12 protein-coding genes and 1 pseudogene are annotated in these 14,121 nt (G+C 68.0%); 5 read left to right on the top strand and 8 right to left on the bottom strand.

Annotated features, from left to right (window positions below; genetic code table 11):
* Positions 1–31: 31 nt before the first annotated feature.
* Together smc and C461_RS01285 are read right to left on the bottom strand one after the other, a co-directional pair.
* Positions 32–3,613: pseudogene (gene smc / locus C461_RS01290) on the bottom strand (chromosome segregation protein SMC); the annotation flags it as partial.
* Positions 3,614–3,636: 23 nt separating this feature from the next.
* Positions 3,637–4,071 (bottom strand): DUF7518 family protein, encoded by a 435-nt coding sequence (locus C461_RS01285; protein ID WP_007997945.1) that lies wholly within the window; start codon positions 4,069–4,071, stop codon positions 3,637–3,639.
* Positions 4,072–4,282: 211 nt separating this feature from the next.
* On the opposite strand from C461_RS01285, the gene C461_RS01280 reads away from it, so the two are divergent.
* The 3 genes from C461_RS01280 (at position 4,283) to ftsZ (ending at position 6,566) form a co-directional block, all read left to right on the top strand.
* Positions 4,283–4,954, top strand: coding sequence for a double zinc ribbon domain-containing protein (locus C461_RS01280; RefSeq protein WP_007997943.1), 672 nt, complete (start codon positions 4,283–4,285; stop codon positions 4,952–4,954).
* A 216-nt stretch (positions 4,955–5,170) separates the two neighbouring features.
* Positions 5,171–5,350: a ribbon-helix-helix domain-containing protein gene (locus tag C461_RS01275; protein WP_007997941.1), complete on the top strand. Its 180-nt coding sequence runs from the start codon at positions 5,171–5,173 to the stop codon at positions 5,348–5,350.
* A 4-nt stretch (positions 5,351–5,354) separates the two neighbouring features.
* Entirely contained in the window at positions 5,355–6,566 is a 1,212-nt protein-coding gene (gene ftsZ, locus C461_RS01270; RefSeq protein ID WP_007997939.1) for a cell division protein FtsZ, read from the top strand.
* Positions 6,567–6,673: 107 nt separating this feature from the next.
* Here ftsZ and ncsA read toward each other — a convergent pair whose 3' ends face one another.
* Complete coding sequence (gene ncsA, locus C461_RS01265) at positions 6,674–7,648, bottom strand: tRNA 2-thiolation protein NcsA (RefSeq protein WP_007997937.1); 975 nt, start codon at positions 7,646–7,648, stop codon at positions 6,674–6,676.
* A 118-nt stretch (positions 7,649–7,766) separates the two neighbouring features.
* Here ncsA and C461_RS01260 point away from each other — a divergent pair, with 118 nt between their 5' ends.
* Complete coding sequence (locus C461_RS01260) at positions 7,767–8,285, top strand: DUF4442 domain-containing protein (RefSeq protein ID WP_007997936.1); 519 nt, start codon at positions 7,767–7,769, stop codon at positions 8,283–8,285.
* 44 nt (positions 8,286–8,329) lie between these two features.
* On the opposite strand, the gene C461_RS01255 is transcribed toward C461_RS01260, so the two are convergent.
* From C461_RS01255 to C461_RS01235, 5 genes are all read right to left on the bottom strand, one after another.
* Positions 8,330–9,133 (bottom strand): response regulator, encoded by an 804-nt coding sequence (locus C461_RS01255; protein WP_007997935.1) that lies wholly within the window; start codon positions 9,131–9,133, stop codon positions 8,330–8,332.
* A 110-nt stretch (positions 9,134–9,243) separates the two neighbouring features.
* Positions 9,244–10,200, bottom strand: coding sequence for an alpha/beta fold hydrolase (locus C461_RS01250; protein ID WP_007997934.1), 957 nt, complete (start codon positions 10,198–10,200; stop codon positions 9,244–9,246).
* Between the two features lie 47 nt (positions 10,201–10,247).
* Positions 10,248–11,381, bottom strand: coding sequence for a methylmalonyl Co-A mutase-associated GTPase MeaB (gene meaB, locus C461_RS01245; RefSeq protein WP_007997933.1), 1,134 nt, complete (start codon positions 11,379–11,381; stop codon positions 10,248–10,250).
* Entirely contained in the window at positions 11,382–11,801 is a 420-nt protein-coding gene (locus tag C461_RS01240) for a cobalamin B12-binding domain-containing protein (RefSeq protein ID WP_007997932.1), read from the bottom strand.
* 96 nt (positions 11,802–11,897) lie between these two features.
* On the bottom strand, positions 11,898–12,950 hold the full coding sequence (locus C461_RS01235; RefSeq protein ID WP_007997930.1) for a sodium:calcium antiporter: 1,053 nt from the start codon (positions 12,948–12,950) through the stop codon (positions 11,898–11,900).
* 138 nt (positions 12,951–13,088) lie between these two features.
* Here C461_RS01235 and C461_RS01230 point away from each other — a divergent pair, with 138 nt between their 5' ends.
* Positions 13,089–13,967: a VOC family protein gene (locus C461_RS01230; RefSeq protein ID WP_007997926.1), complete on the top strand. Its 879-nt coding sequence runs from the start codon at positions 13,089–13,091 to the stop codon at positions 13,965–13,967.
* Positions 13,968–14,121: the final 154 nt, after the last annotated feature.

Genomic DNA, 14,121 nt, shown 5'->3' with positions numbered 1-14,121 from the left:
CGGGACGCCTCCCGCCGACTCCGGCGGCTCAGTCATCCGCGGCCACCTCCTCGTCGTCGGCGTCGTCGCCGAACTGCATTCCGGTGACCGCCGAGAGGTTGTCGCCCTGCATCGTGACGCCGATGGCGCGGTCGGAGCGCTCCAACAGCGCCGAGCGGTGGCCGACGACGACGAACTGCGCCTCCGTGGCCAGCTCCTCGATCATCTCGCCGACGCGCTCGGCGTTGACCGCGTCGAGGAACGCGTCGATCTCGTCGAGCGCGTAGAACGGCGCCGGGTTGTGCCGCTGGATCGCGAAAATAAACGAGAGCGCGGTCAGCGACTTCTCGCCGCCGCTCATCGCGTCGAGCCGCTGGACCGGCTTGTCCGCCGGCTGCGCTTTCATCGTCAATCCCTCCTCGAAGGGGTCCTCGGGGTTCTCCAAGAGGAGCTCGCCGCTCCCCGCCGAGAGCCGCGCGAAGATGTCCTTGAAGTGGTCGTTGATCGACTCGAACGTCTCCATGAACGTCGCCTTCTTCTCGGCTTCGTACCCCTCGATGCGCTCTTCGATCCCGTCTCGCTCCTCGACGAGCACGTCCCGGCGCTCTTGGAGCGTGTCGAGTGCGGCCTCGACCTCGTCGTACTCGTCGATCGCGAGCATGTTCACCGGCTCCAACGCCGACATCTCCGCTTCCAGCTCCTCGATGCGCGATTCGACCTCGTCGAGGTCGGGGATCTCCGCGGCGTCGTACTCGCCGACCTGCGACTCCAGCTCGTCGATCTCCCACGCGAGCCGGTCGCGGCGGTCGGTCAGGTCCTCCAGCGTCGACTCCGCGTCCGCCACGAGGGAGCGCTGCTCGTCGCGCTCGCGGGTGGCCGCCTTGATCTCCTCGCGAAGCTCTTCGCGGTCCGCTTTCAGCTCCGTCAGCTCTTCTTCCAAGTCGGCTATCGCCTCGCGCTTTTCGGCGAGCAGCGCCTCTTTCTCTTCGATTTCCGCCTCGTGGTCAGCGATCGCCTCCTCCGCGTCGGCCTTCCGGTTCTGCGCCTGCTCGACGGTGTCGTGAAGGTCGTCGACCGCGTCCTCGGCGTACCCCTTCTCCAGTTCCAACTCGTTCCGCCGGCCGTCGAGCGAGCTCATCCGGTCTTCGAGATCCCCGATCGCCGACCGGATCTCGTCGGCTCGCTCGGAGAGCTCGGGGATCTTCGAATCGGCGAGCTCCGTTTCGATCTCCTCGATCTCGGCTTCCATCTCCGCGATGTCGCCGTCGAGCGCGTCGATCTCCGCGTCCAGATCGCTCATCTCCTCGTCGACCGACTCGCGTTCCGCCTCCAGCTCTTCGAGCTCGGTTTCGAGCTCGTCGATCCGCGACTCGGCGTCCGAAAGATCCGCCTCCGCGCGCTTGACGTCCGCCTCCAGCGACCGGACCCGCTCGGCCGCGTCGGCCTTCCGGTCGCGGGCGTCGTCGATGTCGGCCGCCAGCTCGTCGACCTCGGCCTGTAGGGACTGCCGCTCGTCTTCCAGATCCGAGATCTCCGTCGCGAGCCGTTCGAGCTTCCCGCCGCCGGACTTCGTGAACGCGTAGCGCGAGCCGCCGCCGGAGCCGCCGGTCATCGCGCCGGACTTCTCGACGAGGTCGCCGTCGAGGGTGACCATCCGGTAGTCGCCCATCAGCTCGCGGGCGGTCGCCATGTCCTCGACGATCAGCGTCGATCCGAGCACGTACGAGAAGATCGACTCGTAGCGGGAGTCGTACGCGACGAGGTTCCGCGCGAAGTCGACGACCCCCGGCAGCGACGGCTTCCGCGGCAGGCTCCGATTGTCCATCTTCGTGATCGGGAGGAACGTCGCCCGCCCCGCGTTGCGCTGTTTGAGGTAGTCGATACACGTCGAGCCGACGCCGTCGTCGTCGACGACGACGTTCGCGAGCCGGCCGCCGGCGGCCGTCTCACAGGCCTCCGCGTACTCGGCCTCGACGGATCCGAGTTCGCCGACCGCACCGTGGACCCCGTCGATCCCGCCGTTTTTGACCTCCGTCACCGCGCGCGGCCACGAGGTGTCGCCGCGCTGGCTGGCGGCCGCCTCCAGCTTTGCGTACTCGTTCTGCTTCTCGCGGAGGTCCGACTCGATCGCCTCCAGCCGTTCGCTGCGCTCGGCCTTCTCGGCGAACAGGTCGGCGACCGCGTCCTCGATCGTCGCCTCGTTCTTCTCGGCCTTGTCGAGCTCGCTGTGTAGCTCCGAGATCCGTGCTTTGTGCTCCGGCAGCGACTCCCGCGCCTCCTCTAGGTCGGATCGGGCCTCGCTGACCGCGTTCGAGCGCCGGCGCGCCTCGTCGAGCAGCCGGTCCTTCTCGCGTTGCCGGTCGTTCTTCTCCGAGCGGAGCCGCTCGACCGTCTCCTTTTTGTCCGCCAGCTCCGCTTTCAGCTCGTCGAACTCGGTGTCGACGCCCTCGATCTCCGCTTCGACGTCCGCCAGATCAGAGCGCTTCGTGGCGATCTCGGATTTGACCGAGGCCTTCTCGACTTTCACCTCGCGGATCTCGGCGGCGAGGTCGTCGATCGTCTCCTCTTTGCGATCGATCTGAACGAAGGCGTCGCGCCGTTCCGTCTCGGCGTCGGCGGCGCGCTCCTCGGCGGCCTCGATCTTGTCCTCCAGCCGGGAGATCTCGCCTTTCACCTCCTCGATCTCCGAGCGGATCTCGATCTGCTCGTCCTCGCCTTTCGTCTCGATCTCGTGGTTGAGGTCCGCGAGGTCCTCTTCCAGACGCGTGAGCCGGCCCTGTTTCGCGTCGAGGGATTCGCGCAGCTCCGCGACCTCGGCCTCGGCGTCGTCGATGTCGGCCTCGACGCTGTCGAGCGTCTCGCGTTTCTCCTCCAACTCGGAGGCCTTGAGGAAGCCGCGGTACTCCTCCAACTCGTCGCGGAACTCCTGGTACCGGAGGGCGGTCTCGCGCTCGTCAGCGAGCTGATCGAGTCGGTTCTGCTTCTCGCCGATCCGGAGATCGGCTTCACCGATCCGGTCTTCGACCGTGTCGAGCTCCCCGTACGCGGCCTCCTTCTTCTCGTCGAACTCGGCGACGCCCGCGATCTCGTCGATGATCCCCCGCCGCTGGTACGGCGTCATGTTGATGATCTCGGTGACGTCGCCCTGCATCACGACGTTGTACCCCTCCGGGGTCACGCCGGCCGCCGCGAGCAGGTCCTGCACGTCCGAGAGGTTCACCGAGCGCCCGTTGAGGTAGTAGTACGAGTAGTAGTTCTCTTCCGTCTCCTTCACGCGGCGCTTGATGGTGATCTCGGAGACGTCGCCGACGTTTTCGGTGCCGGCGGCGGAGACGACCTGTGACCGGTCGAGCGTCCCGTCCTCGTTCGACAACACCACCGTCACTGAGGCCTCCATCGGCCCGCCGGCGTCCTCGCCGCCGTCGTGGCCGGGGTTGTAGATCAGGTCGGTGAGCTTCTTGGCTCTGATCCCGCGGGTGCGCGCCAGCCCGAGCGCGAAGAGGACGCCGTCGATGATGTTCGACTTTCCCGAGCCGTTCGGTCCCGTGACGACGGTGAAGTCGTCGTAAAAGGGAATCCTCGTCGTCCGCCCGAAGCTCTTGAACCCGTCTAAAACGACTTCAGTGATGTGCATGTGTCGCGGGGATGTGGAGCCGGTTACGCGACGATGATGTCGCTGTCCGACTCCGCCTCGTCGTCTTCGCCTTCCGACTCCGCGGCCTTAGCGGCTTCGGCATCCGGCGTCGTCGCCTCCTGTTCGGGGACGATCACGTCGCCGTCGGCCGCACCCGTCTCGCCCTCGCTCGACTCGGCGTCCGCCGGCGCGTCGTCCGTCGACGCGTCGCCGGTCCGTTCGACCACCTCGACGTGGTCGTCGGAGTGGGTCCGGCGCTCGCCGCCCGCCGTCTCGGCGGCCGCCGCGGCGTCTGCGGGCGCGGCCGCCTGCTCGGCGGCCTCCTCGACGGCGACCTCCTGGGCGTCTTCCACCTGTCGGACGCGCTCTTTCATCTCCACGAGCTCCTCGGTGAGCCCGTTGACCGCTGCCTGTAGCTCCGCGACCTGTCGTTCGAGGTCCTCGACGCGGTTACTCATTATACACACGTATGCCCACGCGGGCCGTATAAATCTGCGTCAGACACAGGTGTGACCAAGTACCATGGTGCGCGATATCGCCGATCGAGTGGCCGTCGCCTCTGCGGCGGGCCTGTCGTCCCCGAATATGTTTCGAGAGCTTGAAACGTGTCTGTCGATCGTCGGACGAGGGGGGGAAGATACTTGTACTGCGGGCCGATATCGGTCCTGTATGAGCAAGATCACCTTCCGAGCCGACGACGACCTCGTCGAGCGGCTGGAAGCGTGTGATGCCTCTAAAAGCGAGGTGATGCGGGAGGCCCTCCGGAGACATCTCGACGAAGTCGTCGACGCCGGGCCGTCGCATCCGTCCAACGCGTCTGACGCCTCCGGGACCTCCGACCGGTCCGACGCCTCCCAGCGGTCCGACGCGACGATCGACGCCGCGGTGACCGAGCGCGTCGACGACCTCATCGCCGATCGGCTGGACGCGGCGCTCGCCGAGCGACTCGGCGAACGGTCGACACCGCAAACGCCGCAAACGCCACCGGAACCGACGTATACGCGCGGGAACGCGGGCGACATCAACGTACACGTCACTCTCGACGCTCCCGGCGCCGACGTCGATGACCAGCGTGTGACGCGTGAAACGACGACGGACGACGAGGCGGCTGGACGTAAGACGCGGGCAAATCCGGCCCGTTCGAGCGGTCAGACGCGTGAGAGCGCCTGTGGCGGATGTGGCGAATCCGTGCCCGAAAACCACGTGTACTGTCCGAACTGCGGCGAGAAGCAGTCACACCGGGCGTTCTGTGAGTGCGGCGATGAGATCCGGACGGACTGGGCGTTCTGTCCCGGCTGCGGCCGTCGGACCCCCGCCGCGGACGTGTTGAAGGATCGCTGATGTGGCTGAAAACCCGATAACACGCCGTATTCGGGCGTTTTAACGGTTTGTCTTACAGTGGGCGGTAGTTTTATATTGGTTGCCTCGGTGACTACAATTGCGTAAGACGGTCGTCTTACAGCGGCCGTCCGCGGCGGGGGACCACCCCGTCGTCGGGCGATTCGTCGCTGTAAGACACACGCGTCGCGTGTTCGCCGTCTTACCGGGGGAATACCAATGGAGCGTGTGACACTACGAATCCCGAAACAGCAGATCGACGAGGTCGAACAGATGGTCGAGACGGGCGAGTTCCCGAACCGGAGTGAGGCGATCCGGTCGGCCGTTCGCGACATGTTAAACGAACAGGACGGCGAGCGCGAGGAGCGCACCCGCACCCGCAACTGGGCCAAGGTGTAAACTGATGCAAGATCTCGTTCAGGACGCCCTCGACAACGCGGAAGCGGAGAAGCGTGACATGGACGTCGACATGGACGACGACGAGTTCGGGGAACCCCGGATCGTCATCGTCGGTGCCGGCGGCGCCGGGAACAACACGATCAACCGGCTGTACAACATCGGCGTCGACGGCGCCGACACCGTCGCCATCAACACGGACAAACAGCACCTCAAGATGATCGAAGCCGACACCAAGATCCTCGTGGGCAAGTCGCTCACGCAGGGCCTCGGTGCCGGTGGCGACCCCAAGATGGGCGAGCGCGCCACGGAGATGGCCCAGGGAACGATCAAAGAGGTCCTCGGCGACGCCGACCTCGTCTTCGTCACCGCCGGGATGGGCGGCGGCACCGGCACCGGCGCGGCGCCGGTCGTCTCGAAGATCGCTAAAGACCAGGGTGCGATCGTCGTCGGGATGGTCTCGACGCCGTTCAACGTCGAGCGCGCCCGCACGGTGAAAGCCGAGGAGGGCTTAGAGAGCCTCCGCAACGAGGCCGACTCGATCATCGTCCTCGACAACAACCGCCTGCTCGATTACGTCCCGAACCTGCCGATCGGGAAGGCGTTCTCCGTGATGGACCAGATCATCGCGGAGACGGTGAAGGGGATCTCGGAGACGATCACCCAGCCGAGCCTGATCAACCTGGACTACGCGGACATGTCCACGATCATGAACCAGGGCGGCGTCGCCGTCATGCTCGTCGGCGAGACCCAGGACAAAAACAAGACCCAAGAGGTGGTCAACGACGCGATGAACCACCCGCTTCTCGACGTCGACTACCGCGGCGCCTCGGGCGGGCTCGTGCACATCACGGGCGGTCCGGACCTCACGCTGAAGGAGGCCGAGGGGATCGCGAACAACATCACCGAACGCCTCGAAGCGAGCGCCAACGTCATCTGGGGCGCTCGCATCCAAGAGGAGTACAAGGGGAAGGTCCGCGTCATGGCCATCATGACGGGCGTTCAGAGCGCACAGGTGCTCGGCCCGTCGACCCAGAAGCAGGCGGACAAGTCCCGCGCCGCGGTCAACGGCGACGACCTCGGCGACTCGCGCTCGCGAGCGGCCAACAACGGCGCCGCCAACGCGACCGCCTCCGGCGGCACCGAACAGGGCGCGTGGGAGTCCGACGGCGGCACCGACCCCGTCGAGAAGAACAACGGCCTCGACGTCATCCGCTGACCCTCGGGTCACCGTTCACGACAGCCGACCGCGACTTTTCGTCCGAAATGACCGACGACGCTCGATTGCCGCGACGATGCGACCGCACTCGGGTTTTTTGACCGCGCTTACACCGCCTCGATCGCGTCCAGCAGCCGGCACTTCCGGCAGACCGTCCGGCTCGTCTTCGATCCGCAGCGCTCGCACTCTCGGAGGTCGGGAGACTCGTCGTCGCCCCCTTCGCGGTACGTTTCGGCCGCCAACGCCGATAGCTCCTCGTACCCGGCCATGATCGAGTGGCGGGCGCCGGGGTGATTCTCCTCTAACTCGTGGATCGTCGACTGGATCTCACCGCGGTACGCCTCCGAGGAGTGGGGGCACTCGGCCATGTGCACCGGGAGGTCGCGGACGTGACAGTACAGCGCGATCTCTTTTTCCGGCACGTCCCGCAGCGGCTTGGCTCGCGGGACGAACGCGTCCGTCCCCTCGCGCTCGTCGAACGGGCCGAGCGAGGCGTCGAAGTGCTTCGCCACCTGCCGCACGTCGCCTTCGAGGAAGTTCATCATCGCCGTCTGCGCCTCGTCGTCGAGGTTGTGGCCGGTGAGCAGCTTGTCCGCGTCGAACTCGGCGGCGTACTTCTCTAAGAGGTCCCGGCGGAACACCCCGCAGTACGCGCAGGCGGCCATGTTCTCCGGGTCGCTCTCGACGACGTCGTCCATCTGCACGTCGAACTCCTCCTCGTAGGAGACGACCTCGTGGCGGATCGAGAGGTCGGCCGCGAGCTCGACGCAGGCGTCGAGGCTCTCGTCTCGGTATCCCTCGATCCCCTCGTGGATCGTCAACGCGAGCATCTCGACGCGGGGGTCCTGCCCGAACACGTCGTCGAGAATCTTCGTCAACGCGACGCTGTCTTTCCCCCCGGAGAGCCCGATCACCCAGCGGTCGGGGTCGTCGGGCGTCGCCTCCGGATCGAGCAGGGAATCCTCGCGGACGCGGCGTTTCGCGCGCTTTTCCACCGACCGGCGGAGGTGCTCGCCACAGAGGTGCGCCCCGGAGTAGGCGGCGTGGTGGATCGCGTCGGCCCCGCACTTGTCACACTCCATCGGTGTCGGGTTGCGGTCGCGCGCTGATACCCGTTTCGGGCGGCGACGCTCCGACAACCGCCCGCGGGTTGTCGCCGGTTCCGACACCGGTTTGTCGGCCGCGGCGCCTCCCTCGAACGTGACCGATTCGCCAAGCGGCGTCGACCGCGATCCGGATCCGAAGCCCCTCCGCGAGGACCCGCCGGCCGAGAGCCTCCGCACCCGGCTGTGGCGTCACGGGTTCAACCTCCTCCCCGCCTACCGCGGGACGGGCGCTCGGGTCGACCACATCGGCGCCGACTGGCGGTACGTCCGGGTTCGGGTGCCGTTCGGCTGGCGGACGCGAAACGGCGTCGGCACCACCTTCGGCGGGAGCCTCTACGGCGCGGTCGACCCCGTGTACATGACCATGCTCCAGCGAACCCTCGGCGACGGCTTCACCGTCTGGGACAAATCGGCGGCTATCGAGTTCATCGAACCCGGCCGCGACACGTTGTACGCCGAGTTCGAACTCGGCGACGACGAGCCGGCAGCGATCCGCGACGGACTGGCTCCCGGCGAGTCGACGGATCGGGAGTATCTCGTCTCGCTCGTCGACGAGACGGGGCGGGTCCACGCGGCCTGCGAGAAGACGCTGTACGTCCGGCGGGACCGGTGACCGGGGTGTCCGGGTGACCTGAGCGGCCTCGCGCGCCGTCCCGGTCAGTCGCTCGCGCCCCGCTTGGCGTCCGGGTCCCCGTTGGTTCCGCCGAGTCCACCACCCGACCCACCGCCGGGCTCACTGAACTCGGACACGGAGATCACGAGCCGGTCGTCGCTCGTCGTCGTCACCATCTTCGACTCCGCGAAGGTGGTCCCGTCGGCTCGGAGGCCGGTACTCGTCCCCGTCCATCGCTCGCCCTCCATGACGGCCGGGAGGATGTGCGTGCGGATGTGCTCCACCTCTTCGCTCGGGTGGAGCCGCTGCCAGCGCTCGCCGACGAGCTCCGCCGGGTCGTACCCGTACAGCTCGCCGTACTCCTCGCCGACGAACTCGAAGGTCCCGTCCGGACCGACGGTGCAGACGCCGTCGTGTGCCACCTCGACGTCGGCGTCGGCGGCTCCGAACCGCCCGTCCCCGCCGTCGAGCGCGTGCTCGACCCGCCGTAAGAGCGCGGTATAGCCGTCGAGGCCGCCGCGCTTGTGGACGAAGTCGCTGACGCCCGCGCGCACCATCTCGGCGGCGATGGCGTTCGGTTCCGTCGCCGAAAAGAGGAGAAACGGGAGGTCGGACCGCGTCTCTCGCGCCATCGAGAGCAGCTCGATGCCGGTTCGTCCGGGCATGTCGTAGTCGCTGACGACGCAGTCGAACGGCTCGGTCTCGATCCGGTCGAGGGCGGCGGACGGGTCGGTCTCCACCGTCGTCTCGCAGTTGAGGTCGTCGTCGCGTTCGAGGTACGTCGCAACCAGCTCGGCGAGCCCCGGCTCGTCGTCCACGCAGAGCACGCGGAGGGGCGTCTCGGTCATGGTCGAAATCGGCGCCTCGGGAATTAATCGATTGCCCCCCAGTGCTCAGATCTGATATCCGTTCGGTGACCAGGCGCTCGGGGGCGCTGCGGTGTCCGCCGATACCGTAGCTACGCCGTCGCGCCGGCGACGAGCGCTTCCTCGACCGTTTCCACGAACCGGTCCGGGTGTTCGACGTGGGGGAGCAGCCGGGCGCGGTCGAAGACGACCAAGCGCGCGTCGGCGGCGTCGGCGAGTTCGCGGCCGTCGGCGAGCGGGCTCACCTCGGCCTCGCGGCCCCAGACGATCGTCGGCGGGACGTCGAGACCGGCGAGCGCGGCCGCCAAGTCCAAGTCGCTGTTGAGGTACCCCGAGATGAACGAAGCGGGCGCGAAGTGCGCGTTCTCGACGTGGCTCGTCCGCCACTCGTAATCGATCCACTCCTCGCTCGGATTCGTCGGGTCGTCGTAGCCGTGGTCGGCGTTGAAATAACGGATCGACGGCTTCGACGTGATGAGGTTGAACAGCGCGTCGCCGACGAGCGGCGCCCGGAACAGCTCTCGGAGCCACGGCTTCGGCGGACTCGGCCCGGCGACGGTCGTCGGACAGACGGCGACGAACCCGTTGAGGGTCACGCCCCCGTCGGCCGACCCGTCGCCGTCGGCCGCCGCGGCCGCGTACGCCGCCGACAGCGACGAGGCGACGACGGCCGGCTCGTCGAACTCGGCGAGGAAGTCGCGGACGAAGTCCTCGTACAGCGCCGCGGAGTAGCGCAGCGGCGGTCGGTCCGAGCGGCCGTATCCCGGGAAGTCCGGCGCGACGACGTGGTAGTCAGCGGCGAGGTCGCCGAACACCTCGCGCCACTCGCCGGAGGAGGCGGCGGCGTTGATCCCGTGAAGACACACGAGATCGGGGTCGTCGGGGTCGCCCGCTTCCGTGAACGCGACGTCCATCCCGCGCCAGCGGAACACGCCGTCGTCGCCGTCGAGCGGCGCTTCCAGTTCGCCCTCGTAGCGGAGACCGGTATTGAGCGCGGCGAGCGCGCCGACGCCGAGGAGGGCACTCCCGGCGATCTTGGTGAGCTTCATGGAATACTGTTGGTCCGCGGACGACTTATAACTCGTGGGAGCCCGCGCTATCGGTCGCCGGACTCCACGCAGGCGGCGATCGGCGCGACGATCTCGGCGGCGACGCTGTAGGGGTCCGTCTCCCGGCGGCGCACGGCGTCGGCGAGGTCGTCGATCCCGCCGCGACGCTCGATCTCGTCGGTCGCGAGCGCGCCGACGTCGGAGCGCACGAGCGTCCGGATCTCTTCCGCGTAGCGCTGTCGCTTCGTCGCCTGTATCTCGCCGGACTCCCGGAGGTGGCTCGCGTGGGCGTCGAACGCGTCGATGAGCGCGGCGACGCCGTCGCCGGTGTTCGCGACGGTCCGGAGGACCTCGGGGGTCCACACCGGCGCGTCGTCCGCCTCGCCGTCGGCCGACGCCTCGTCCGCCCCGTCGTCCGGGTGATCCGGCACCTCGAATCCGTGGTGACCCGTGTCCAACCCCTTCGTGGGGCTCTCGCGTCGGTGGACCATCTCCTCTAACTCGGCGAGAGTGCGCTCGGCGCCGTCCATGTCCGCTTTGTTGACCACGAACACGTCGCCGATCTCGAGGATGCCGGCTTTCAGCGTCTGGATGTCGTCGCCGGAGCCGGGCTGGACGAGCACGGCGACCGTGTCGGCGGTGCGGACCACGTCGACCTCGTTTTGCCCGGCGCCGACCGTCTCGATGATCACCACGTCCTTGCCGAAGGCGTCCAGCGCCTTCACCGCGTCTGCGGTCGCCATCGAGAGCCCGCCGAGCTGGCCGCGAGCGCTCATCGACCGGAAGAACACGTCCATGTCGCCGACGTTCGACCCCATACGGATCCGGTCGCCGAGCACGGCGCCGCCGGTGTACGGCGAGGAGGGGTCGACGGCGACGACGCCGACCGTGTCGCCGCGGTCGCGGTAGGCGGCCGCCAGCTTGTCGACGAGCGTCGACTTCCCGGCGCCGGGCGAGCCCGTGATCCCGATCACGTCCGCGCCGCCGGTGTGTCCGTGGAGCGCGGCGACGATGCCGCGGTACCCCGGCGACCGATTCTCGATCCGGGTGATGACGCGCGCGAGCGCCCGGTGGCTCCCGGCGAGTAGCTCCTCGACGAGGGCGGCGTCGCGGTCGGAGAGGGCGGTCGCGTCCGTCACGGCCGCCTCTGTGCCCCCGTCGTCCTCCGTTGGCCCGCCCATCTACGCGCGCTCCGGGACGTTCTTCCGAATGAACTCGACCGTCTCCTCCATCGGCGTTCCCGGGCCGAACACCTCGGCGACGCCCAGCTTCTTCAGCTCCGCCTCGTCGTCGTCGGGGATGATCCCGCCGACCAGAATGAGGGTGTCTTCGAAGGCGTCGTACGATTTGAGCCCCTCGATAACCTTCGGGACGAGGGTGTTGTGCGCCCCGGAGAGGATGGAGATTCCGAGCACGTCCACGTCTTCTTGGACCGCCGCCTGCACGATGTCGTCCGGGGCGCGGTGGAGCCCGGAGTAGACGACCTCGAAGCCGGCGTCGCGGAACGCCCGCGCGATCACGTGTGCACCTCGATCGTGGCCGTCCAGCCCGACTTTCGCGACTAGACATCGGATGGCCCGCTCCTCCTGTTCGGCGCTCATACCGGACACTGCGTCGCGTGCCCGTTTGATTCTAACGGAAGATGAGGTAGATTCGGCCGCGAGCAGGCTCACGGGTCGGACCTGCGTATCGAACGGTCACCCGACGATCGTCCGAAGCGCCTCCTCGGTCAGCAGCGCGGTAACGCCGAGCGCCTCGGTCGTCATCCAGCCGAGGAAGGCGACGTACATCGCGAGGAAGAGGTACCCCTCCTCGGTGGTGATCTCGAAGTTCGTCGCGGACAGCACCACGACGATGAGGGTGGTGTAAAACAGGAAGAGCATGAGCGGCACGGACGTGAGGAAGCCGATCGAGACGCCGCCGGCGAGGATGACGCCGATCGGCAGCGCCGCGACGAGGTTGAACGTGTTCGTCCCGAAGACGTTCGCGACCGCCGCCCGCTTGTCACCCGCCTCGCCCATCTTCACGCCGACGAGCAGGTCGGGGAACGAGCTCATCGCCGACAGCACCGTCACGGAGATGAGGAACGGTGGCGCGTTGAGCGTCTCGGAGACCTCGATCGTCATGCCGACCATCGACTCGACGCCGACGAGCACGACGGCCAGTCCGGCCGCGAACAACGCCGTCTGCTTCGGGACGTTCGTCGATTCGGTCTTCTTCTCGCCCGACGCGCCGCTCTTGCCCCCGACGAGTAAGATGACGTACACGCCGTACAGCACCAGCAGGCCGACGCCCATCTGCGGGGAGATCCGCGCGAACTCCCGCCCGTCGGTCCCGAGGACGCCGAGCGCGATCACGCCGAAGAGGGCGAGGACGGCGACCATGTAGAAGATGGCGTCGCGGTAGACGATCCCCTGCGTCGTCGTCGTGTCGCCGCTCGTGATGGCGACGGCGGCCGGGATTACCAAGATGTTGAACAACGCCGTCCCGATGATCGCTCCGGCGCCGACGCCGAAATCGCCGAGCACGAGCACCGAGATGACGATGATCGCGAGTTCGGGGAACGACGTCGCGGCCGCGACGATGAGCCCGCCTTGGACCGCCTGCGAGACGCCGAAGTGGTCGCTGATCTTCGAGGTCGTCGACTCGATGACGTTCGCGCCCTTCCAGGTCAGCAGGAATCCGATCGCGCCCAACACGATCCACACGGCGAGCGACTGGTCGCCGATGAGCTCCTGGAGTACGGTCACGCCTCGCTACTAGACCTGAAGTCGATTATGGCTTCCGGAGGCGTCGAGACGAAGAGCGGTCCCTCCGATCGTTCACATCGGGGACGACCTCCGCGACCGACGCGTTGAACGCGGCGGCGCGTCTCCGTGTAGATCCACATGACCGACGCTCACCCCGACGACCCGCTCCCGGCCGAGACGCGCATCGGACGCGCGGCGCTCCGCGTCGCCGACCTCGACGAGACGGTCGCGTTCTACCGCGACGTGGTCGGGCTCACCGTCCTCGACCGCGGCGTTGACGAGGCGGTCCTCGGCGCGGACGGGACCGAACTGCTCGTGTTGGAGCGCGACCCTGACCTCCCCGAGCGCGGCCGCACCGACGCCGGGCTCTTCCACACCGCGTTCCGCGTCCCCTCCCGCGCCGCGCTCGGTGAGGCGTTGGCGCGGGTGCGCGATCGGTGGCGGCTCGACGGTGCCTCCGACCACCGCGTCAGCGAGGCGCTCTACCTCGCCGATCCGGAGGGGAACGGCGTGGAGATCTACCGCGACCGCCCCCGGGAGGAGTGGCCGGTCGCCGAGGACGGGACGGTGACGATGACGACCGAGCCGCTCGATCTGGAGGCGGTCGCCGCGGCCACCGCCGCGGCGGCGGAGCGCGGGGATCGCGTTCCGCCCGGCACCGACGTGGGACACGTCCACCTCGAAGTCACGTCGCTGTCGGCGTTCGAGGCGGTGTACGTCGACGGCCTCGGTTTCGCGCTCGGGATGACGGGCCCCGACGTTCGGTTCGTCGCCGCCGGCGGCTATCACCACCACCTCGGCGCGAACACGTGGCGCGGACGGACGACGCCGGCCGCGGGTCGGGGGCTCGCGTGGTTCGAGGTAGTCGTCCCGGACGCGGCCGCGCTGGCGGCGGTGCGAGAGCGGCTGGCCTCGGTCGCGTCGGACGGCGCCGTCGACGTTCGCGTCGCCGAGCGCGACGACGGGATCGAGGTCGTCGACGCCGACGGGATCGCGGTCCGCGTCCGAACGCCGTAGCGGAGACGCTCGTGCCGGTGAGACGCGTCATTCCGGGAGTGGGTGAGTCGACCTGCTGGAGCGGCTATTGATAAGTGAAGCAGTGGTGTTGCTGGCGGCTGTTTATCAGTCGTTGATCGTGGCAGAAACGGTGCTAACGGCTCAACCGCACCGC

The sequence above is a fragment of the Halorubrum aidingense JCM 13560 genome (assembly GCF_000336995.1).
Lineage (GTDB): Archaea > Halobacteriota > Halobacteria > Halobacteriales > Haloferacaceae > Halorubrum > Halorubrum aidingense.
The sequence above is the reverse complement of the archived record's forward strand: the minus strand, read 5'-3'. Positions and strand labels throughout refer to the sequence as shown.

What these genes read in the sequence shown, in the direction of transcription:
- ftsZ (WP_007997939.1), top strand. Translation starts at nt 5,355, where the DNA reads ATGCAAGATCTCGTTCAGGACGCCCTCGACAACGCGGAAGCGGAGAAG.
- C461_RS01255 (WP_007997935.1), bottom strand. Translation starts at nt 9,133, where the DNA reads ATGACCGAGACGCCCCTCCGCGTGCTCTGCGTGGACGACGAGCCGGGG.
- C461_RS01250 (WP_007997934.1), bottom strand. Translation starts at nt 10,200, where the DNA reads ATGAAGCTCACCAAGATCGCCGGGAGTGCCCTCCTCGGCGTCGGCGCG.
- C461_RS01280 (WP_007997943.1), top strand. Translation starts at nt 4,283, where the DNA reads ATGAGCAAGATCACCTTCCGAGCCGACGACGACCTCGTCGAGCGGCTG.
- C461_RS01240 (WP_007997932.1), bottom strand. Translation starts at nt 11,801, where the DNA reads ATGAGCGCCGAACAGGAGGAGCGGGCCATCCGATGTCTAGTCGCGAAA.
- meaB (WP_007997933.1), bottom strand. Translation starts at nt 11,381, where the DNA reads ATGGGCGGGCCAACGGAGGACGACGGGGGCACAGAGGCGGCCGTGACG.
- C461_RS01285 (WP_007997945.1), bottom strand. Translation starts at nt 4,071, where the DNA reads ATGAGTAACCGCGTCGAGGACCTCGAACGACAGGTCGCGGAGCTACAG.
- C461_RS01275 (WP_007997941.1), top strand. Translation starts at nt 5,171, where the DNA reads ATGGAGCGTGTGACACTACGAATCCCGAAACAGCAGATCGACGAGGTC.
- ncsA (WP_007997937.1), bottom strand. Translation starts at nt 7,648, where the DNA reads ATGGAGTGTGACAAGTGCGGGGCCGACGCGATCCACCACGCCGCCTAC.
- C461_RS01230 (WP_007997926.1), top strand. Translation starts at nt 13,089, where the DNA reads ATGACCGACGCTCACCCCGACGACCCGCTCCCGGCCGAGACGCGCATC.